This is a genomic window from uncultured Erythrobacter sp. (assembly GCF_947492365.1).
Lineage (GTDB): Bacteria > Pseudomonadota > Alphaproteobacteria > Sphingomonadales > Sphingomonadaceae > Erythrobacter.
Genome location: NZ_CANLMB010000001.1, coordinates 164,026 through 182,561, shown reverse-complemented (window position 1 = coordinate 182,561; position 18,536 = coordinate 164,026). Strand labels below are relative to the sequence as shown.

Genomic DNA, 18,536 nt, shown 5'->3' with positions numbered 1-18,536 from the left:
TCAATCCTTACGCTCAAACAGGTCTTTCAGACCCGGTTTCTCGCGCTCAAGGAACGGATTGCGCCGGGTGATCGCGAGCAATAGCCCGACTGTCAGGCACACGGCCAGCGTTGATGACCCGCCATAGCTCACCAATGGTAGCGTCATCCCCTTGGACGGAAACAGGTTGAGGTTTACCAGCATGTTGATGAACGCTTGCCCACCGATCTGAGTGGCTAGGCCCGCGCCTGCAAGCAGGGCGAACAGGTTCTCTTCATCCACCAGCCTTAGCATCGCGCGGACAATGATCGCGACATAGAGCAACAGAATCAGCGCGCACATCAGCAGGCCGAATTCCTCACCGATGACCGAATAGATATAGTCGGTATGCGCCTCGGGCAGGCGCATCTTGTTGGTGCCAAGCCACAGGCCGGTGCCGGTCCACCCGCCGTTGAGCAGCGTGCGCTGCGCCAGATCGACCTGATCGAATGCGGTGCCGCCGCCAAAGAAACTGTCGATCCGGTATCGCGCATTGTCATAGAGGAAGTAGGCCGCCGTCAGCGCGCCCAACCCTCCGGCAATCAGCGCGCCAATGCGGGCAATCGACACGCCCGAAAGCAGCACCAGTACGAACCACACCCCGCCAAACAGGATGGTCGCGCCAAGGTTTGGCTGGAGCATCAACAGCGCCCCGATCAGCGCCATGGTCAGCGTTGAATAGGCCACCACCGGCAAGCTGGAATCGCGCAGCCTCCATGACAGCACCCATGCGAGCAGGATCGCAAATCCGGGCTTCAGAAATTCACTCGGCTGCAGCGATATGCCAAGGTCGAGCCAGCGCCGCGCGCCGTTCTTCTCCACCCCGATCACCGGCACCAGAAACAGCAGCACCAGCGCTCCGATCGCGATCAGGATGCCCAGCCTGCGCGCATCTTCGCGGCTGGCAAAACTGGCTGCGAACATAATGCCCAGCCCCATGATCTGGAACACGACATGGCGCTGGAAAAAGGCGAATTCAGCCACTTCATATTGCTTGCCCGCAGCGGACGAGGCAGCAGCGACCGCCACGGTGCCCAGCGCCATCAGAGCAAGGACCAGGCCCAGCAGCCACTTGTCCAACTCGCGCCACCAGACGCGCAAAGCCTCAGCCCATCCGCGCTGTATCGGCACGGGGGCATGAAATTTGCCGCTGGCGGTCGAGATGCTCATCTGTGTGCGGCCTCTCCTAGCGCAGTTTCAGCGTCGCAAGGCCGATCAGCGCGAGGATGATCGCGATGATCCAGAACCGGATCACGACCTTGCTCTCGCTCCAGCCGAGCTGTTCGAAATGGTGATGGATCGGCGCCATGCGAAATACCCGCTTGCCCGTCCGCTTGAACCAGAAGACCTGTATGATGACGCTAGCGGTTTCGAGCACGAACAGACCGCCGATAATCAGCAGCACTACTTCGTGATGCGCGGCGACTGCCACGGCTCCCAAAGCACCGCCCAGTGCGAGCGAGCCGGTGTCGCCCATGAACACTGCCGCAGGAGGCGCGTTGAACCACAGAAAAGCCAGTCCCGCCCCCATGATCGTCGCGCAGAAGATCGCCAGCTCGCCAGCGCCCGGAACGTGCGGGATGCCCAGATATTCGGAGAAGTCAGCGCGGCCGACCAGATAGGCGATGATCGCAAAGGCTCCGGTCGCGATGATGACAGGCATGATCGCCAATCCGTCCAGCCCGTCAGTCAGGTTCACCGCATTGCCAAATCCGACAATCACAAAGGCAGCAAAGACATAATAGGCTGGCCCCAGCGGTATCTCGACATTGGAGAAGAACGGGACATAGAGATTGGTGCTGATCTGGCTGACGATGATGTAGCTCGCGATCCCTGCGACCACGAATTCGAGTGCCAGCCGGATGCGGCCCGAAAGCCCGGCATGGCTGTTCTTCGACACTTTGTCGTAATCATCGACAAAGCCGATCACTCCGAAACCCATCGTGACCGCCAGACAGGCCCACACAAACGGATTGGTGAGGTCCATCCACAAGAGCAGCGACAGCGTCAGCGAGACGAGGATCATCAACCCGCCCATTGTCGGCGTTCCGCGCTTTGCCAGATGGCTTTGCGGGCCGTCTTCACGGATCGGTTGGCCCTTGCCCTGCCGCACGCGCAGCATGTTGATGAAACGGGGGCCAATAATCAGTCCGATAATCAGCGCCGTCATCAACGCCGCCCCGAAACGGAACGTCTGGTAGCGAACCAGATTAAAGAGGCCTTCAAAGCCGAGCCATTCCGCGAGCAGGTAGAGCATCTAGATCCCTTGCAACCGCTTATTCCTGCGGCTTGGTAAAGTGTGACACCAGAGCGCCAAGACCGACCGAATTGGAGCCTTTGACGAGCACTGCATCACCATGGGTGAGGCCGAATTGCTCGAGCGCCTCGATGGCTTCGGCAGGGCTATCGCAATGCGCGAAAGACGGGGCAAAGCCAAGCGAGCGGGCGCTCCTTCTCCCCAGTTCGGCGGCAAGGACGCGCATCTCGTCGCCGACAAGGATCGCGTGGTCGATTTGTGCCTCTGTCAGCGGGTCGGCAAGCTGGGTGTGAAAGCGCGGTCCGAAGTCACCCAGCTCCTTCATACTCCCCAGCACCGCGATCCGGCGGTGGGCAGGAGTTTGGCCAAGCGCTTTAAGCGTCGCGCGCATGGATGCGGGGTTGGCGTTGTAGCTTTCATCGACCAGCAGCGCCTTGCCGCCTGCCGCCTCAATATCGAACCGCGCGCCGCGTCCCTTGAGGCCGCCCATCTCCGCGAGCGCGAGGCCCGCACTGGCCAGATCGCCGCCCGCCGCGCGCACTGCCGCCATCACGCCGAGCGAGTTGGCAATCCAGTGCTCACCCGGTTCTGCGATGGTGTAGCAAAGCCGCGCATCGCCAAGGTCAGCGGTAACAAGCGAGCCGCCACTGGCACAAGGGATTGCGTCGAGCAGGCGCACATCGGCCCCTTCGCTGCGACCGAAAGTGACGACTTTGACGCCGAGTTTCCGGGCGTGCTCGACCATGCGGTCGGTATATTCGCTATCGGCCGGGATCACCGCTGTGCCGCCTTTGGCAAGGCCCGAGAAGATCTGCGCCTTCTCATCGGCAATCGCTTCCATGCTGCCGAGATTTTCGATGTGGGCAGGTGCGATGGTGGTGATAACTGCGACTTGCGGGCGCACATGGTCGGCCAGCGGCGCAATTTCGCCTGTGTGGTTCATCCCCATCTCAAACACGCCAAAGCGCGCGCGGGCCGGCATGCGGGCAAGGCTCAAGGGCACGCCAACATGATTGTTGTAGCTGCGCACACTGCGATGCGCCGCGCCGCGGCTGGCGCGGTTAAGGCTGGCGAAGATTGCTTCCTTCACACCCGTCTTGCCAACCGAGCCGGTCACCGCAATCCGCACCGCCTGGCTGCGGTCGCGCGCGGCATGGGCAAGGTCGTGCAGCGCTTTGGTCGTATCTTCGACCAGCACATGCGGGAAATCGACCGGGCGATCGGTGATCGCGGCGACGGCTCCCTTGGCAAAGGCGGCGGCGATGAACTTGTGCCCGTCCATCGCTTCGCCCTTGAGCGCAACGAAGAGGTCGCCGGGACGCACATCGCGGCTGTCCATCTCGACGCCCGAGGCCTGAAAGGCGTGGCTCGCGCGGCCTCCGGTCGCCGCTTCGATGCTGGCGGCATCCCATAGCGCGAGCGGCAGCAGGTCGCGGCGATCAGCGGGCCATGCTCGCAAAAGAGCGTGAGCGCGGCTCATGCAGCGCCTCCCGCAGCGCACTCGCGCGCCACCTGCACATCGTCGAATGGCAATACTCGCATTGTCTCTCCCGACCCGATAATCTGGCCCTGTTCGTGGCCTTTGCCTGCGATAAGAATGATGTCGTGTGCGCCCGCCTCACCGATGGCGGCAGCGATGGCTTCGCGCCGTCCGGCAATGGCGCGCACATGGTCTGCGCCCGCTGCCCCTTCGATCACGGCAGCGCGGATGGCAGCGGGGTCTTCACCGCGCGGATTGTCGTCGGTGACGATGGCGATATCAGCGGCTGCTGCCGCCACCGCGCCCATCGGACCGCGCTTACCCGTATCGCGATCGCCGCCTGCGCCAAACACAGCGATCAACCGCCCGCCTTTGCCCGCATCAACATGCCCGCGCAAAGCCGCAATCGCGGCCTCAAGCGCATCGGCGGTGTGGGCGTAGTCGACATAGACCGGCGCGCCGGCCTGCGTAATCACTGCGCGCTCCAGCCGCCCGCGAACCGGCTGCAAGCGCGAAACCGCGTCGAAAACCAGCCCCTTATCCGCACCCGTCGCCAGCGCGAGACCTGCCGAAACCAGCGCATTCGCAGCTTGATAGGCACCGATCAGCGGCAGTTTGATTTTCCGCGTGTCGCCCTCATGTTCGATAGTGAGCATTTGCCCGAGCTGGGTCGCCTCGCGGGCGGCGAGGCGGAGGAACGTGCCTCGCTCGCCCACTGTGAGCACGCTTAGATTTCGGGAAGCAGCGTGCTCAATGGCGCGGGAGGACCATACGCTTTCCTCACCGCCATCCCAGATAATCGCCTGACCATCGGGCTCGATCACTTCGTCAAAAAGACGCATCTTGGCCTCGAAATAGGCCTCCATCGTCTGATGATAGTCGAGATGGTCCTGGCTGAAATTGGTGAAAGCCCCCGCCTTTACGCGCAGACCCTCATTGCGGAACTGCGAGAGGCCGTGGCTGGAGGCTTCGTAGGCGACATGGGTCACGCCTTCGCGCGCCAGACCGCTCATATTGCCAAGGAAGGTGACGATGTCGGGAGTGGTCAGCCCGGTCGAGACGCTCTCGTCAGGCGTGGTCACACCCAGAGTGCCGATACTCGCCGCGCGCTCGCCGCACATGCGCCAGATCTGGCGGGTCATTTCTGCGGTCGAGGTCTTGCCGTTGGTCCCCGTTACCGCGACCACTGTGGCAGGAACGGGGGTGAAGAACTGCGCGGCCAGCTGCGCGAATGTGCGGCGCGGCTCTTCGCTGGCGATGTGGATCGCGCCTTCGACCGCGGCGTCACCCGACGTCACGATAGCGACCGCACCCGCTTCGATGGCGGCAGGGATGAAGTCTTCCGCGTTGAAACGCTCACCACGAAACGCGCCGAAGACGGTGCCGGGCGCGACTTTACGGTGGTCGATGGCAAAGCCGGTCACGGTGACATCCGCCCCGTCCACCGGCTGCAATCCCGCCCGTTCGATCAGCCCCGCCAGCTTCATTGGCGACCCTCGATCAGGTTGCGCAGGTCGGAAATATCGACATCACGCGTTGCATCGGGCCTTACGCCCAGCATCGGTCCGATGCGCGGGATCAGCTCGCCGACAATTGGCGCGGCTGTAAAGGCAGCGGTGCGTTGACCCGAAGTTGCTAGCGTGCCGCGCGGCTCATCCAGCACGGTGACGACGACATAGCGCGGGCGCTCCATCGGAAAAGCAGCGGCGAAGGATGAGATCAGCGCGGTCTGGGCATATCCGCCGCGGCGCGCTTTTTCCGCTGAGCCAGTCTTGCCGCCGACGCGGTAGCCTGCCGCATTGGCGCTGCGACCGGTGCCGTAAATCGAGATCATCCGCATCAGCTGGCGCATGCGCGAGGAGGTCGAAGCCTTGAACACCCGCGTCCCGCGCGGTGCTGCTCCCGGCTCGACCCGGCGCAAGGTTGCTGGGCGATAGATCCCGCCATTGACCATCGCGGCATAGGCGCTCGCAAGGTGCAGCGGCGTAACCGCGATGCCGTGGCCATAGCTCACGGTCATATTGGTAAGGCGCGACCATGTGCCATTGGGCCGTTCCTGCGCCCATTGCGGCATTCCGCGCGCGCCAAGTTCAATCTGCGGCGGCGCCTTCATGCCTAGGTCGATCATCACCTGACGCAGACGCGCCTCGCCCAACTCGTCGGCGATCCGCATGGTTACGGTGTTGGAGGAATAGGCGAGCGCTTCGGCGACATTGATCGATTGACCCAGATCCTTGGGTTCGGCCAACCGCCGTCCTGCGATTTCGATGGGGGTCGCGTCCCACTGCGCGCTCAGGTCGCGCACCACGCCCGCGTCGATCGCAGCAGCGATAGTGAGCGGCTTGAAGGTCGAGCCCAGTTCATAGGTCGCATTGGTCGCGCGGTTGTAAATGTTCGGCGAATGCTGCGCGCTAGACAGGTTGGGGTCAAAGGCGGGCAGCGAGGCCATCGCCATGATCTCGCCGGTATCGACGTCAATCACGATGCCCGCCGCCCCCTTGGCCTGCGTCGCCAGCATGCCGCGCCCGAGTTCATCCTCAAGCGCGCCCTGCACGCGCAGATCAATCGAGAGAGCCACCGGCTCTGCCCGTGTCAACGGGTCGGACAATTGCGTGTCGAGCACTTTCTCCATGCCCAAATGACCGACCAGCTGGCGGTTATCGCCTTCCATCACATAGCCAAGAATATGCGCGCCGAGTGAGCCTTGCGGATAGTGCCGGTCATATTCGCGCGGCAGTTCTAGAGCGACTTCGCCCAGTTCGAACACGCGGTTGGCGTCTTCGGGCAGGACGCGGCGAAGGATGTAGCCGCCGCGCTCAGAGGTCAGCACGCGCACTGTGCGCTCGACATCAAGATCGGGGAAGATTGTCTTCAGGCGCGCGGCCACTTCAACTGGCTCACCCACCAGCGGCGATCCATCATCCTCCATCGCGCGCGGGTTGAACCACAGCGCATAGGCGGGGAAGGTGCGCGCAAGCGGGGTGCCATTGCGGTCAGTGATCTCGCCGCGCGGGGGCAGCAAAGCTTCTTCGAGCGTGGTCTGGCCCTTAGGCGCGCCGACCACGCCAAGATAGCCGATCCGCATCACGGCAAGCCCTGCGACCAATGCGAAAATGGCGATGATAATCAGCAGCCGCATCCGCGCAGTGACCAGCAGGCTGTAGCGCATATGCACCGCCTGCACGCAGCCAGCGGGGACCGCCGGGCGCGGCTGCCGCTTCAGCGCAGGGCCGGTGTCAGTTTCGAAAGTTGGATCAAGCCCTGCATCGAGGGCAAAGGCTGTCATTCGCCCGCCTCGCTTGTCAACAGCGCCACATCCGCTGCCATACCGCTTCCCGTCTGAGCGCTGGCTGCGCGGATCGGAGAGGCTTCGATCAGAAAGTCGCCAAAGGCATCGGTGAAGACCGCGCCGGCGTCTTCGCTGGAGCTGACCGAGGCCAGCGTCACGGCATCTCCCGAAATCGGGGAGACCATTTCGCGCCGGGGCGCATCAGCGCTGGCGAGATCGACCGCAGCCACGCGGATAGGCGCAGGCGCATCCGGTCCGGCGGGCAAGCCAAGGCTGGCGAGCTGGCGTTCGTTTTCGAGATACTGGTCCGCGCGCGGGGCCTTGTAGCCAAGCTCGACCGCGTTCCATTCGGCCAGTTGGCGCTGGCTCGCGCGGGTCTGGAACTCGGTTTCCAGCATCAATGTTTCGCGTTCGAGCGCAATGATCTCACGCTCGGCGAGCAGCACTTCGCTCTTCACCGCATGCACGTTGAAGCTCAAGACCGCGAACATCGCGATGCACGCCGCCATCACTGCGACCCAGCCGATCTGGCGAATGCGCGAACCGGTGACGATCATGACAATTCCCTTTCGTGAGCTGGAGCGGAGGTGCGGATGGCGTGGCGAAGAATGGAGGAGCGTGAACGCGGGTTGCGGTCGATTTCAGCGTCTGAGGGCCGGATCGCCTTGGATACTTTGGTGAAAGTCGGCGCGGGTCCGGGCACTTCGCCGGGCAGATGGCGCGATACTGCGCGCCCCGCCCCGCTTGCCTCTTTGAGAAAGCGTTTGACGATCCGGTCTTCGAGGCTGTGGAAGCTCACCACCGCCAAGACGCCGCCTTCGCGCAGCAGCATTTCGGCAGCATTCAGGCCAGCGCGCAGCTCGCCCAGCTCATCATTCACATGGATGCGAACCGCCTGGAAGCTACGGGTCGCAGGGTCTTTCTTGTCATGCGGCTTGTGCCCCAGCGCGCGGCGAACCACGCGGGCAAGATCGCCGGTGGTCTCTAGCGGGCGCGCCGCGACAATTGCGCGGGCAACGCGGCGCGACTGACGCTCTTCGCCATAATGATACAGCACGTCGGCAATTGCGGCCTCGTCGGCGGAATTGAGGAAGTCGGCGGCGCTTTCGCCTTCCTGACTCATCCGCATGTCGAGCGGGCCATCATTGGAGAACGCAAATCCGCGCTCGCCTTGGTCGAGCTGCATCGAGGAAACGCCGATATCCATCACGACCGCATCGACCTGAGGCACGCCGATCCGCGCCATCTCTTCGCGCATGGCAGAGAAACGTTCGGCGTGCAGCGAGAGCCTGCCCTCAAATTCGGTCACCAGACCTGCGCCGTCGCGAATCGCATTGGGATCGCGGTCAAATCCGTAAATCCGCGCCCCGCGCTCAAGCAGCGCGCGCGAATAACCACCCGCGCCGAACGTCGCATCGATGATCGCCATGCCGGATTTCGGACCGATGGCCGCGACAACTTCGTCGAGCAGCACAGGGATATGAGGAGCGATCATTTCTTCGCTCCCTTTGATTTGGCCTTGGCTTCAGCTTCTGCGACCAGCCGCTTGCAGGTCGCCTGCGCGCCCTTCCAGGCGGAATCCATTTGCGAGAGCTCTTCGGGGTTCCACACAAAGAAGAAATCGCCCGCGCCCTGAAAATAGAGCCCGTCCTCGACCTTGCCGAGCTCCTTCAAGTGATCTGGCATCACAAAGCGCCCGCTATCATCGAAGGGGATCTGTTCGAACTGGAACAACTGACCGGCGCGCACGTCGCGGTCGAAATCATTAAGCTGGAGGCGGATCGCGCGCTCTTCCTCGCGGTCGAGCTGGGCGTTCAATTTGTCGATGCGCGAGAGGCCAAAGCCGATCAGGCAGTCGAACCGTTCATGGGCGACAAGGCACAGCACTTTGCTCCCGCCAGAGGCCTCTTTGACCTCTTTGCGGAATGCCGGGGGCAGGACAAAACGGCCCTTATCGCCAATCGGCGAATAGGCCTGTCCATTATATGCTCCCGCCGCTGGCACGCGCCGTATCCCCTTCCCCTTGGGTCAGCACCCCGCTGACCAATTGACCTCAACCAAACCGCGCGATTGCCCGCGAAAGCTCATGCAAATGCATGACTTCTGCGCCGCCACACCCGCGCGAGCGGGAGCAGCGCGCCGACCCAAATGGGCGACGCGGGGCAAACCGGCATGTTTGATGGAAGGTGGTAATATCGCTCTTGCAGCGGGGTGGCTAGGGTTTTTCTAGGAAAATCACGGGAATAAACGGTAAATTATTGATTTACCGTATTTTCTACCTGCAACATCATGTGCAAAAACGGATGCACTGCATCCCGCCTCACATAAGATTCCGTATCATTTCATGCGAATCTGGCGAATATCCCGCAAGATTCCCGCCCGAGTCCCTTGCGGAAACTACCCTTTCCCGCAATTTTCTCGATTGCCGGTCAGGGAAAGGCAAACCGGAGCAGATTTGCGATCGCCTCGCCTTGCGCTCCGGCCAGAGATTGGTGTTCGAAAACAGCGGCATCGGCCACAAGTGTGACAAAGCCTTCGCCGATCGAGCAACGCGCAACCACATTGTTCGCAAACAGCTCACAATCAGCCGCATCAGCGTTCACAATTTCAATCCGGCCAGCCCGCTCGGCCGTGAGCGTGCCGGACCCGAGAGGCAGTTCATGCAGACTGTCATCAAGCGCAGCCTCAAGCGGAAAGTCGATATCGAGACCCCAGCGCGTCACGACCGGAGCAACCAGCGCGGTGTCCGCGGGACGTCGCGGATCGCCCAAAGCCAGGTCGTAATCGCCTGTCAGCTGCGGATCGAGCACCAGCAATAGCTGTCCGCCATCACGCACCCAATCATCCAGCGCCACATTGTCAGCCGGTGAAAGCCCGCGCGGCTGGATCACTGCCAGGTGCTCAATTGCAGCCAGCGGATCGCTTTCAGGCGCGTCGGGGGTCAGGCCGGGAATGGGTGAGAGCGTGTCGAGCAAGACCAGTTCGTAGCCGCGCTCCAGCACACCGCGCTGCCAAGGCACTTCGGCAGTGCCATTGGCGATCGCGGCAAAGTCTGCCCCCAAAGGCCAATAGAGCGGCAGACTGGTCATCAGGCCAAGCGTTTCTGAAGGAGCCGCCGCTGGTTCTTCGATCTGATCTGCGAGCTCTGCCTTGCACGCCGCGAGCGCGAGTAACGAAGCAATCGCAGGCAACCAGCGCCTAGTTCTGGTCAGCATCGCCGCTCGGGGCCTGCGCATCCTCGACCACCGGATTGGGCAAGTCGTCCACGCGTCCTTCTTCCGGCTCCGCTGTCTGTTCAGTCGGGATTTCCGGCACGATCCCGGCATCGGCGAGCGGATCGCGCTGCGGGGCGGCGTCAGTGGGTTCGGTCGTTGGCGCAGCGTCGGGCACCGCGAGCTCCTCAGTCAGGTCCGCCTGACTGCCAAGCACACTCGCCAGCCCGATCAGCAGAACCATCGAGCCAAGCCCGGCCAGTCCGACTTGCAAGCGCTGCGCCGCCTCGGTCTTGGTTCCGCCAAGCGGTGCACCTTCAGGCGTGGCTTCGCCCTCTTCGGTTCCGCTCCGGTTGGCCAGACGCCGTGTGAATTTTCCGCCTTTCATGCGCACTGACCTAGCGCGGCGAAACTGGCTTGTCGATTAATCGCTTTGTACAAGCCAGCCGAACACCGGCAGGTTCTTCGATGCCAGCCATTCGGCATTGAACAGCGTCGACAGATAACGGAAACCGGTGTCGCACAGAATCGTGGCGACCTGCGCGTTCTCGTGTCCTTCGGCGACCAGCTGCTTGCCCAGTGCGATTGCTCCGGCAACATTGATGCCGGAGGAAAGGCCGAGACACAGCCCTTCTTCGCGCAGCAGCTTTTCGACCCAGACCAGCCCTTCCTTATCGGAAATGCGGAACTGCGTGTCGATTGGTGCGCCTTCGAGATTGGCGGTTATCCGCCCCTGCCCGATGCCTTCGGCAACCGAAGAGCCTTCACCCTTCAGCTCGCCATGGGCGTAGTAATTGTAGAGCGCCGCGCCATGCGGATCGGTCAAAGCGATACGCACATCGGGGTTCTTTTCTTTAAGCCCCATGCCGACGCCAGCAATCGTCCCGCCGGTGCCCGCCGCGCAGGTGAAGCCGTCGACCTTGCCGCCCATCTGCTCCCACAGTTCTTTCGCGGTGCCTTCGATGTGCGCGCGGCGATTGGCTGTGTTGTCGAATTGGCCTGCCCAGACAGCGCCTTCCGTCTCCTCAGCCATGCGGCGAGAGACATGCTGGAAGTGGCACGGATCGGCATATTTGGTCGGCGGGACGAGTTCGAGCTGCGCACCAAGCGCGCGCAGCGTGTCCATCTTTTCCTGCGACTGGTTGTCGGGCATGACGATGATCGTCTTGTAGCCCAGCGCATTGGCAACCAGCGCGATCCCGATGCCGGTATTGCCCGCCGTGCCTTCGATCACTGTGCCGCCGGCTTTCAATTCCCCGCGCGCTTCGGCATCGCGGATCATGTAGAGCGCGGCGCGGTCCTTTACCGAAGAGCCGGGATTGGCGAATTCGCACTTTCCCCAAATGTCGCAGCCTGCCGCGTCGCTCGGCCCGGCAAGGCGCACAAGCGGGGTGTTCCCGATCAAAGCGAGCGTGTCGCCGAAGGGTTGAGTGATATTCATGAGAAGCGAGTTAGGACCATGGCGCCGCGCTCGCAAACAAGATTAATCTTCAGGCGCGATAGTGACTTTCAGGCCGTCCAGCTCTGCGGTGAGCGGGATCTGGCAAGAAAGCCGCGAGCCTTCGCCGCGATGGTCCGAAGATTCGAGCAGGTCGTCCTCGTCTTCGCTCATTTCCGGCAGCGTCTTGTCGCCAGCTTCGACAAATACATGACAGGTCGCGCAAGAGCAGCACCCGCCGCACAGAGCGAGCAATTCATCAAAGCCATTGTCACGAATGGCTTCCATCACCGTCAGGCCGTCTTCGACCTCGATTTCGCTCGTTTCGCCTTCACGATTGGTGACCACCAGCTTGGGCATGGGCTTATCAGTCCTTCTTAGATTCGATTGGCCGCAAGACGGCCCTGTTGGAAATTCTCGGGGTTCAGCTAGGTGTTTCAATTGCCATTGGCAACCTAGAGGAATGAAGAGTGGGTCTGACAGCCGAAATAATTCGCGCCGAGATGGATGCGCTGGCGAGCAAGGATCCGCGGGTTGGCGAGCAGCTGGCGCGGATCGGCTATCCCGAGCCGCGCCTGCGCGATCGCGGCTACAAGACGCTGCTGCGCACGATAGTAGGTCAGCAAGTGTCCGTCGCGGCAGCGGCTTCGATGTGGAACAAGTTCATTGCCGAAGTTGGCGAGGAATTTACCCCGGCCTGCGTACTCGAACGTGATTTCGATACGCTGCGCGCCTGCGGCTTGTCGCGCCAGAAACAGGGTTATGCGCGGTCGCTATGCGAGCTTGTTGATTCCGGCGATCTGGATTTCGACAACCTGCCGGCTGATGATGAAGAGGCAATCGAGGAGCTCACCCGGATCAAGGGGATCGGGCGCTGGTCCGCCGAAATCTACCTTCTCTTCGCCGAAGGGCGCAAAGATATGTGGCCTGCGGGAGATCTGGCAGTTCAGGAGGGCGTCAAACGCCTGCTCGACCTCGCCGAGCGTCCCAAGGAGAAAGAATGCCGCGAATTGGGCGAACGCTGGTCTCCGCACAGAGGCGCGATGGCAATCTTCACCTGGCACTTCTACGCCAATCCGGCGCTCTAGGCTTTTGATCGAGCAGAGGGGTGGCAATCGCTACCGCCATGCATAGATGAGGCTCTCAAGATAAACCGGAGAGACCATGACTGCCCACAATACCGCGCTCGACACTATTCCTCTCATCCCGCGCGATGATCTGTTCGGCAATCCGTCCCGTGCGCAGGGTAAGATCAGCCCTGATGGCAAATGGCTCAGCTGGCTCGCGCCGCATGATGACGTAATGAATATCTGGGTCGCGCCGCTCGCCGTTCCTGACGACGCCAAGCCGGTCACACACTCAACCGACCGCCCGATCCGCGAACATTTCTGGACGCCCGACGCAAGCGGGGTCGGCTATATTCAGGACAAAGGCGGGGACGAGAATTTCCTGCTCTACCGCATCGATATCGCCAGCGGCGAAGAGGTCTGCCTCACCCCGTTTGAGAACACTCGGGTGCAAATTGTCGGCTCTTCGGAAACCAACAAGCGTGAGGTTCTGGTCGGCCTCAACAACCGCGATCCGCAATGGCACGATGTGCATCTGCTCGATCTGGCGAGCGGCGCGCTGACGCTGGTTTACGAGAACAACGCCTATGCCGGTTTCATGGCCGATGACACGCTGACGCTGCGCATGGCGATGGCGCAGAACGAGGATGGTGGGACCGACTATTACCGTGTGACGGACAATGTGGTCGAGGACGAGCCGTTCGAGAGCACTGCGATGGAAGACGCGATGACGACCTCGCCCGCAGGCTATACGGTCGATGGCTCGGTGCTCTACTGGCTCGACAGCCGGGGCCGCGACACTGCGGCGCTCTACGCGCAAGACACCGAAAGCGGCGAACGCACTCTGATCGCGGAGAATGCCAAGGCAGATATCGGTAGCACGATGCGCCACCACCAGACCGGCGAAGTGCAGGCCTATTCGGCAACCTATCTCAAGACCGAGTGGACCGCCATTGACCCTGAAATCGGCGCTTCGCTCGATTGGCTGGGCGCGCAGTTTGACGGCGAATACGGGGTGATGAGCCGGACCGATGCGGATGACCTGTGGATCGTGTGGAACGATCCGGGCACCGCGCCGATTGCCGCCCATATCTATGACCGAAAAGCGCAGACGCTCAGCCCGTTCTACGTCACGCGGCCAGAGCTTGCGGACGCACCGCTCCAGCCGATGGAGTGCGTTGAGATCACCAGCCGCGACGGGCTGACCCTGCCGTCCTATCTGACCCGTGCTGCGGGAAGCGAGGAGGGCGTGCCGGGACCGATGGTGCTGCTGGTCCATGGCGGGCCGTGGGCGCGCGACTCCTATGGCTACAATCCGGTCCACCAGATGCTCGCCAATCGCGGGCTTACAGTGCTGTCGGTCAATTATCGCGGTTCCACCGGTTTCGGCAAAGGCTTCATCAATGCCAGCAACCATCAATGGGGCCTGGCGATGCATGACGATTTGATCGACGCCGTGAACTGGGCAGTCGCACAAGGTATTGCCGACAAGGACAAGGTCGCCATCATGGGCGGCAGCTATGGCGGCTATGCGACGCTGGCGGGCCTTGCCTTCACACCCGAAGTCTTTGCCTGCGGGGTCGATATTGTCGGTCCGTCCAACCTCGAAACGCTGCTGGAAACCATCCCGCCCTACTGGGCGCCGATGGTGAAAATCTTCCACGAACGGATGGGCAATCCGAACACAGAGGAAGGGCTCGCGATGCTCAAGGCCGCAAGCCCGCTTTACAAAGCCGACCAGATCATCAAGCCGCTGCTGATCGGACAAGGCGCCAATGATCCGCGCGTGAAGCAGTCCGAAAGCGACCAGATCGTCGGCGCGATGAAGTCGGCCAACATCCCCGTCACTTACGTGCTTTACCCCGACGAAGGGCACGGATTCGCAAGGCCGGTCAATTCAATCTCCTTCTTCGCGATCACCGAAAATTTCCTCGCCGAATGCCTTAATTCGCGCGCGGAATCGATTGGCGACGTGGTCAGCGCATCGACAGCCGAGATCGTCGAAGGCGAAGCGCATGTGAAGGGGTTGGCAGCCTAGCCTCCCCGCACTAAACCCGTTTCAAACAAAAACGGGAAGAGGGACCCTCCTATGTCTGGATCAGGCGCACAGCCACGCCGTCACATCTTCATTACCGGAGGTGCGTCGGGCATTGGCCGGGCGGTTGCGCGCTATTTCGGCGAACGCAACTGGTTCGTCACCGTGGCCGACGTCAATGTTCAGGGGATGGAAGACACGCTCGGCCTGATCGGCGGCGGGTTCAAATATTCGCATCAACTCGACGTGCGCGACCGCAAGGCGTGGGACGTTGCTCTCGAAGCCGCTGCCACAGCAGCAGGCGGGCGGATCGATGTGATGTTCAACAATGCCGGGATCGGCACTGGCGGCGCATTGGCCGAATTGGAGGTCGAGGAGATCGACCGCTGCCTCGACATCAATCTGCGCGGCGTGCTCTACGGTGCGCAGGCGGTCTATCCATACTTGCAGAAAACCGCGCCCGGATCGGCTCTGATCAACACTGCGAGCGCGGCGGGTATCACCGGCGGCACCGGAATGAGCGTTTACAGCGCAACCAAGTTTGCGGTGCGCGGGATCGCCGAAAGCCTGGACGCAGAATGGGCGCCCGAAGGGATCAAAGTCGCCTCGATCTGCCCCAGCTTTATCGAAACCCCGTTGCTCGACGGCACCGGCCATCGCGGATCGAACGAGCAAATCCGCGACCGCGTGCAGGATGCCGGCCTTGAGATCACTCCGGTAGAGGAAGTCGCCGAAACCGTCTGGCAGGCCGTCCATGGCGAAGATGTGCACTACCTCGTCGGGAAGACGGCCAAGCGGATCAATTTCGCCAAACGCTGGATGCCGGGCCGTGTGCGTAAGCAGCAGCGCGATTCCGCCGGTCTGCTCGGCGGTCGAGGCTGATTTGGGCGCGAGCCAATAGTTTGAGAGAGAAACAAGAATGACCACAGGCGAAGCCACACGTTCGATCTTCATCACCGGCGGCGCGTCGGGCATTGGCCGCGCGGTAGCGGTGTTCTTTGCCGAGAGGGGCTGGTTTGTCGGGATCGCCGATATCAACGAGGCCGGAATGGCCGAGACGCTCGGCATGATCTCCTCGGGCCGCGCATCGACCCATACACTCGACGTGCGCGACAAAGCGCAATGGGAGGCTGCACTCAAGGCCTTCAATGAAGCCGCAGGTGGACGGATCGACGTGGTCTTCAACAATGCCGGGATCGGTGAAGGCGGAGCGCTGGTGGATCAAGCTGAGGGCGAGCTGACCACCATGCTCGACATCAATCTAAAGGGCGTGATCTTCGGCGCACAGGCATCGCACCCCTATCTCGCCGCGAGCGCTCCGGGATCGGTTTTGCTCAACACGGCGAGCCTTGCCGGGATCATCGGCGCGCCGGGCCTTGCCGCCTATTGCGCGACCAAATGGGCGGTGCGCGGGCTCACTGAAAGCCTCGATGCCGAATGGGCCGATGACGGGATCACCGTGGCCTCACTCTGCCCCGGCTTCATCGACACACCGATCATCGGCAAAGTGCAGGAAGGCACCAACCAGACTGCTAAAGAGGCGCTGATTGAACAGGGCGTCGAAGTGTCGTCAGTCGATATCGTGCCCGACGTGGTGTGGCGCGCGGTGCATGGCGACGATCTGCATTACACCGTCGGCCGCGAAGCGGGCCGTCTGCGGCGGCTAAAGCGCTGGCTGCCCGGCATGGTTCGCAAGCAAATGCGCAAGAGCGGAATGGGGATCGAGGTCTAACCTAGACCAGCGCGTCAATCGCCCGGGCCAGCTTGACATCGCGGTGTGACAAACCGCCGCTCGTCCCCGCATCATGCGTGGTCAGGGTGATTTCCACCTTGGCATAGACGTTGAACCATTCAGGATGGTGATCCTGCGCATCGGCGAGCAGCGCCACGCGGCTCATAAAGCCCCAGGCTTCGGAAAAATTGCCGAATTGAAAGGTGCGAATGATCGCCTTGCCCTCGCGCGCAAGTTCCCATTCGGGATGATCGGCGAGCAAGCGGCTGCGTTCGGCTTCATCGAGTTCGGGGACAGTGGCCATTGGAATGGCTCCTTTCGCACGGCGTGTTGTGAGCGGGTGTTGAGACTCTTGAGGCTTTTGCCTAACGCTGCCGGTCATGCAAGCCAAACTGTCCGCGCTGAACCTCGCCTGCCGCCGCGGCGACCGGCTGCTGTTTCGCGGGCTGTCCTTCGATCTGAGCGCGGGCGAGGCGCTGCATCTGACTGGCGCGAACGGGACCGGCAAGACCACTCTGATACGGGCGTTGGCAGGGCTGACGACGCCTTTTGCAGGCGAGATTTTGAGCCATGGCGAACTTGGCTTGCTCGACGAGCGCCCTGCCCTCGATCCCGACCAACCGCTGGGCAAAGCGCTGGCATTTTGGCAGCTTGTGGATGGCTGTAACGATCCTGCGGGCGCACTCAAAGTGCTCGGTTTGGAACCCCTGCTCGAAGTGCCGGTGCGCTACCTTTCGACCGGCCAGCGCAAGCGCGCGGGCATGGCTGCGCTGCTCAATCGCGGTGTGCCTGTATGGCTGCTCGACGAACCGCTATCTGGCCTTGATGCGAGCGCAATCGAGCAGGTTACCTCGCTGATCCAGCTGCATATTGGGGGCGGCGGAATTGCCCTGATCGCCTCGCACCAGCCGCTCGCGATTTCCGGCCTCAAGACCCTCTCCATCGAAGATTTCGCCGCGCGCGAGGAACCGTCATGATCGGCGCGATGTTCCGGCGCGATCTGGCGAAATTCTTCCCCTTTGCAGGAGGAGGCGCGGCGCTGCCCGTGGTGTTCTTTGTCGCGGTGGCGATGCTCTATCCCTTCGCAGTCGGGCCGGACGCTGATCTCCTCTCGCGCACCGGCGGAGGGGTCGTGTGGATCGCCGCCTTGCTCGCAGCGATCCTGCCGCTGGAAAAGCTAGTGGCGCAGGACATCGAGCTGGGAGTGTTCGATCAGCTCAAGCTGCGCGGCGCGAGCGAAGAGATGATGATGGCGGTGCGGCTTGCCGCCCATTGGCTGAGCTTCGGCCCGCCTCTGGTGCTAGCCGCATTTCCCGCCGCCGCGCTGCTGGCGCTCGATATGCCGACATTGCACCTGCTGCTGCTTGGCCTGCTGGCAGGCACGCCGGGCCTCGCCGCTATCGGCCTGATGATCGCAGCCCTAACCGCAAGCCTGCGTGCCGGAGCCGCTTTGTCGGGCCTCCTCTTAATCCCGCTCGCTCTTCCGATCCTGATTTTCGGCGCAGGCGCGCTGGCGAGGCAGGATGCGGCGAGCTTGGGATTTGTGGCAGCGATCAGCCTGCTGCTGGTGGCGCTCGCGCCGTTTGCAGCAGGGGCGGCGATCAGGGCCGCGCGGGAGGTTTAGATAGAGCGCGCCTTCGGCTGGCTTCCAAGCCCTTTGGGCACCTGCGCGGGTTTGCGAACCTCCTGCTTCGGCACAATCTGATTTTCGCCCAGCACATAGGTCATAAGCGCCGCCTGGCGTTTCGCAACGACATAGGAATAGGCCAACCCGGCGACCAGAAGCACGCCCGGACCGCCGCCAAGGTAGGCGATGTCGAAATAAGTGGCGACAATGATCAAGACTATTGCCGCAAACAGAATTGCAAGCGTGACCTTCGACATCTTCAGACCCTCAGCAGATGTATGAGGGGCGTCTTTTCGCATGCAGCAATGACGCGAGAGTTATCTCTCGCGGTTAATTTTGAGTGCGGCGCAGGCCTTGGCAGCATGCCGCGAAGGCCCATAC

Annotated in this window: 20 protein-coding genes; 6 read left to right on the top strand and 14 right to left on the bottom strand. The window is 62.2% G+C overall.

The window, feature by feature from the left end:
• From Q0887_RS00850 to Q0887_RS00795, 12 genes are all read right to left on the bottom strand, one after another.
• The gene (locus Q0887_RS00850; protein ID WP_299191527.1) at nt 1-1,188 is read right to left on the bottom strand and encodes a putative peptidoglycan glycosyltransferase FtsW; all 1,188 of its coding nucleotides are present in this window, start codon (nt 1,186-1,188) and stop codon (nt 1-3) included.
• Nucleotides 1,189-1,204: 16 nt separating this feature from the next.
• Nucleotides 1,205-2,275 (bottom strand): phospho-N-acetylmuramoyl-pentapeptide-transferase, encoded by a 1,071-nt coding sequence (gene mraY, locus Q0887_RS00845; protein WP_299191525.1) that lies wholly within the window; start codon nt 2,273-2,275, stop codon nt 1,205-1,207.
• A gap of 19 nt (nt 2,276-2,294) precedes the next feature.
• The gene (murF, locus tag Q0887_RS00840; protein ID WP_299191523.1) at nt 2,295-3,755 is read right to left on the bottom strand and encodes a UDP-N-acetylmuramoyl-tripeptide--D-alanyl-D-alanine ligase; all 1,461 of its coding nucleotides are present in this window, start codon (nt 3,753-3,755) and stop codon (nt 2,295-2,297) included.
• Nucleotides 3,752-5,242, bottom strand: coding sequence for a UDP-N-acetylmuramoyl-L-alanyl-D-glutamate--2,6-diaminopimelate ligase (locus tag Q0887_RS00835; RefSeq protein WP_299191521.1), 1,491 nt, complete (start codon nt 5,240-5,242; stop codon nt 3,752-3,754). The genes murF and Q0887_RS00835 overlap by 4 nt, the downstream gene beginning before the upstream one ends.
• The gene (locus Q0887_RS00830; protein ID WP_299191519.1) at nt 5,239-7,041 is read right to left on the bottom strand and encodes a penicillin-binding protein 2; all 1,803 of its coding nucleotides are present in this window, start codon (nt 7,039-7,041) and stop codon (nt 5,239-5,241) included. The genes Q0887_RS00835 and Q0887_RS00830 overlap by 4 nt, the downstream gene beginning before the upstream one ends.
• On the bottom strand, nt 7,038-7,601 hold the full coding sequence (locus Q0887_RS00825; RefSeq protein ID WP_299191517.1) for a hypothetical protein: 564 nt from the start codon (nt 7,599-7,601) through the stop codon (nt 7,038-7,040). Before Q0887_RS00825 ends, Q0887_RS00830 begins: the two co-directional genes overlap by 4 nt.
• Entirely contained in the window at nt 7,598-8,539 is a 942-nt protein-coding gene (rsmH, locus tag Q0887_RS00820; protein ID WP_299191515.1) for a 16S rRNA (cytosine(1402)-N(4))-methyltransferase RsmH, read from the bottom strand. The genes Q0887_RS00825 and rsmH overlap by 4 nt, the downstream gene beginning before the upstream one ends.
• A complete protein-coding gene (locus Q0887_RS00815) occupies nt 8,536-9,048 on the bottom strand; it encodes a division/cell wall cluster transcriptional repressor MraZ (protein WP_299191513.1) in 513 nt (170 codons plus the stop codon). Before Q0887_RS00815 ends, rsmH begins: the two co-directional genes overlap by 4 nt.
• A gap of 425 nt (nt 9,049-9,473) precedes the next feature.
• Nucleotides 9,474-10,259, bottom strand: coding sequence for a hypothetical protein (locus Q0887_RS00810; RefSeq protein ID WP_299191511.1), 786 nt, complete (start codon nt 10,257-10,259; stop codon nt 9,474-9,476).
• Nucleotides 10,243-10,644 carry a hypothetical protein gene (locus Q0887_RS00805; RefSeq protein ID WP_299191509.1) on the bottom strand — a complete coding sequence of 134 codons (402 nt, stop codon included), beginning with the start codon at nt 10,642-10,644 and terminating at the stop codon, nt 10,243-10,245. The genes Q0887_RS00810 and Q0887_RS00805 overlap by 17 nt, the downstream gene beginning before the upstream one ends.
• A gap of 36 nt (nt 10,645-10,680) precedes the next feature.
• Nucleotides 10,681-11,697, bottom strand: coding sequence for a cysteine synthase A (locus Q0887_RS00800; RefSeq protein ID WP_299191508.1), 1,017 nt, complete (start codon nt 11,695-11,697; stop codon nt 10,681-10,683).
• 42 nt (nt 11,698-11,739) lie between these two features.
• Nucleotides 11,740-12,054: a 2Fe-2S iron-sulfur cluster-binding protein gene (locus tag Q0887_RS00795; RefSeq protein WP_299191506.1), complete on the bottom strand. Its 315-nt coding sequence runs from the start codon at nt 12,052-12,054 to the stop codon at nt 11,740-11,742.
• Nucleotides 12,055-12,164: 110 nt separating this feature from the next.
• Between Q0887_RS00795 and Q0887_RS00790 the strand changes: the two genes are divergently transcribed.
• The 4 genes from Q0887_RS00790 to Q0887_RS00775 all read left to right on the top strand — a co-directional run bounded on the left by Q0887_RS00790 (nt 12,165) and on the right by Q0887_RS00775 (nt 16,528).
• Entirely contained in the window at nt 12,165-12,782 is a 618-nt protein-coding gene (locus tag Q0887_RS00790) for a DNA-3-methyladenine glycosylase 2 family protein (protein WP_299191505.1), read from the top strand.
• Between the two features lie 76 nt (nt 12,783-12,858).
• On the top strand, nt 12,859-14,799 hold the full coding sequence (locus tag Q0887_RS00785) for a S9 family peptidase (protein ID WP_299191503.1): 1,941 nt from the start codon (nt 12,859-12,861) through the stop codon (nt 14,797-14,799).
• Nucleotides 14,800-14,850: 51 nt separating this feature from the next.
• Nucleotides 14,851-15,678 carry an SDR family oxidoreductase gene (locus Q0887_RS00780; RefSeq protein ID WP_299191501.1) on the top strand — a complete coding sequence of 276 codons (828 nt, stop codon included), beginning with the start codon at nt 14,851-14,853 and terminating at the stop codon, nt 15,676-15,678.
• Between the two features lie 37 nt (nt 15,679-15,715).
• Complete coding sequence (locus tag Q0887_RS00775) at nt 15,716-16,528, top strand: SDR family oxidoreductase (protein WP_299191499.1); 813 nt, start codon at nt 15,716-15,718, stop codon at nt 16,526-16,528.
• Between the two features lies 1 nt (nt 16,529).
• Here Q0887_RS00775 and Q0887_RS00770 read toward each other — a convergent pair whose 3' ends face one another.
• Nucleotides 16,530-16,832, bottom strand: coding sequence for a 4a-hydroxytetrahydrobiopterin dehydratase (locus tag Q0887_RS00770; protein ID WP_299191496.1), 303 nt, complete (start codon nt 16,830-16,832; stop codon nt 16,530-16,532).
• A 76-nt stretch (nt 16,833-16,908) separates the two neighbouring features.
• Between Q0887_RS00770 and ccmA the strand changes: the two genes are divergently transcribed.
• Both ccmA and Q0887_RS00760 read left to right on the top strand, forming a co-directional pair.
• Complete coding sequence (gene ccmA, locus Q0887_RS00765) at nt 16,909-17,505, top strand: heme ABC exporter ATP-binding protein CcmA (RefSeq protein WP_299191494.1); 597 nt, start codon at nt 16,909-16,911, stop codon at nt 17,503-17,505.
• Nucleotides 17,502-18,152, top strand: a complete 651-nt coding sequence (locus tag Q0887_RS00760) for a heme exporter protein CcmB (RefSeq protein ID WP_299191492.1) — start codon at nt 17,502-17,504, stop codon at nt 18,150-18,152. The genes ccmA and Q0887_RS00760 overlap by 4 nt, the downstream gene beginning before the upstream one ends.
• On the opposite strand, the gene Q0887_RS00755 is transcribed toward Q0887_RS00760, so the two are convergent.
• Nucleotides 18,149-18,412 (bottom strand): hypothetical protein, encoded by a 264-nt coding sequence (locus Q0887_RS00755; RefSeq protein ID WP_299191490.1) that lies wholly within the window; start codon nt 18,410-18,412, stop codon nt 18,149-18,151. The genes Q0887_RS00760 and Q0887_RS00755 overlap by 4 nt on opposite strands.
• Between the last annotated feature and the right edge of the window lie 124 nt (nt 18,413-18,536).

Bases quoted from the DNA above. Each gene is read 5' to 3' on its own strand.
- Q0887_RS00850 (WP_299191527.1), bottom strand. From the start codon at position 1,188: ATGAGCATCTCGACCGCCAGCGGCAAATTTCATGCCCCCGTGCCGATA.
- mraY (WP_299191525.1), bottom strand. From the start codon at position 2,275: ATGCTCTACCTGCTCGCGGAATGGCTCGGCTTTGAAGGCCTCTTTAAT.
- murF (WP_299191523.1), bottom strand. From the start codon at position 3,755: ATGAGCCGCGCTCACGCTCTTTTGCGAGCATGGCCCGCTGATCGCCGC.
- Q0887_RS00835 (WP_299191521.1), bottom strand. From the start codon at position 5,242: ATGAAGCTGGCGGGGCTGATCGAACGGGCGGGATTGCAGCCGGTGGAC.
- Q0887_RS00830 (WP_299191519.1), bottom strand. From the start codon at position 7,041: ATGACAGCCTTTGCCCTCGATGCAGGGCTTGATCCAACTTTCGAAACT.
- Q0887_RS00825 (WP_299191517.1), bottom strand. From the start codon at position 7,601: ATGATCGTCACCGGTTCGCGCATTCGCCAGATCGGCTGGGTCGCAGTG.
- rsmH (WP_299191515.1), bottom strand. From the start codon at position 8,539: ATGATCGCTCCTCATATCCCTGTGCTGCTCGACGAAGTTGTCGCGGCC.
- Q0887_RS00810 (WP_299191511.1), bottom strand. From the start codon at position 10,259: ATGCTGACCAGAACTAGGCGCTGGTTGCCTGCGATTGCTTCGTTACTC.
- Q0887_RS00805 (WP_299191509.1), bottom strand. From the start codon at position 10,644: ATGAAAGGCGGAAAATTCACACGGCGTCTGGCCAACCGGAGCGGAACC.
- Q0887_RS00800 (WP_299191508.1), bottom strand. From the start codon at position 11,697: ATGAATATCACTCAACCCTTCGGCGACACGCTCGCTTTGATCGGGAAC.
- Q0887_RS00795 (WP_299191506.1), bottom strand. From the start codon at position 12,054: ATGCCCAAGCTGGTGGTCACCAATCGTGAAGGCGAAACGAGCGAAATC.
- Q0887_RS00785 (WP_299191503.1), top strand. From the start codon at position 12,859: ATGACTGCCCACAATACCGCGCTCGACACTATTCCTCTCATCCCGCGC.
- Q0887_RS00780 (WP_299191501.1), top strand. From the start codon at position 14,851: ATGTCTGGATCAGGCGCACAGCCACGCCGTCACATCTTCATTACCGGA.
- Q0887_RS00775 (WP_299191499.1), top strand. From the start codon at position 15,716: ATGACCACAGGCGAAGCCACACGTTCGATCTTCATCACCGGCGGCGCG.
- Q0887_RS00770 (WP_299191496.1), bottom strand. From the start codon at position 16,832: ATGGCCACTGTCCCCGAACTCGATGAAGCCGAACGCAGCCGCTTGCTC.
- ccmA (WP_299191494.1), top strand. From the start codon at position 16,909: ATGCAAGCCAAACTGTCCGCGCTGAACCTCGCCTGCCGCCGCGGCGAC.
- Q0887_RS00760 (WP_299191492.1), top strand. From the start codon at position 17,502: ATGATCGGCGCGATGTTCCGGCGCGATCTGGCGAAATTCTTCCCCTTT.
- Q0887_RS00755 (WP_299191490.1), bottom strand. From the start codon at position 18,412: ATGTCGAAGGTCACGCTTGCAATTCTGTTTGCGGCAATAGTCTTGATC.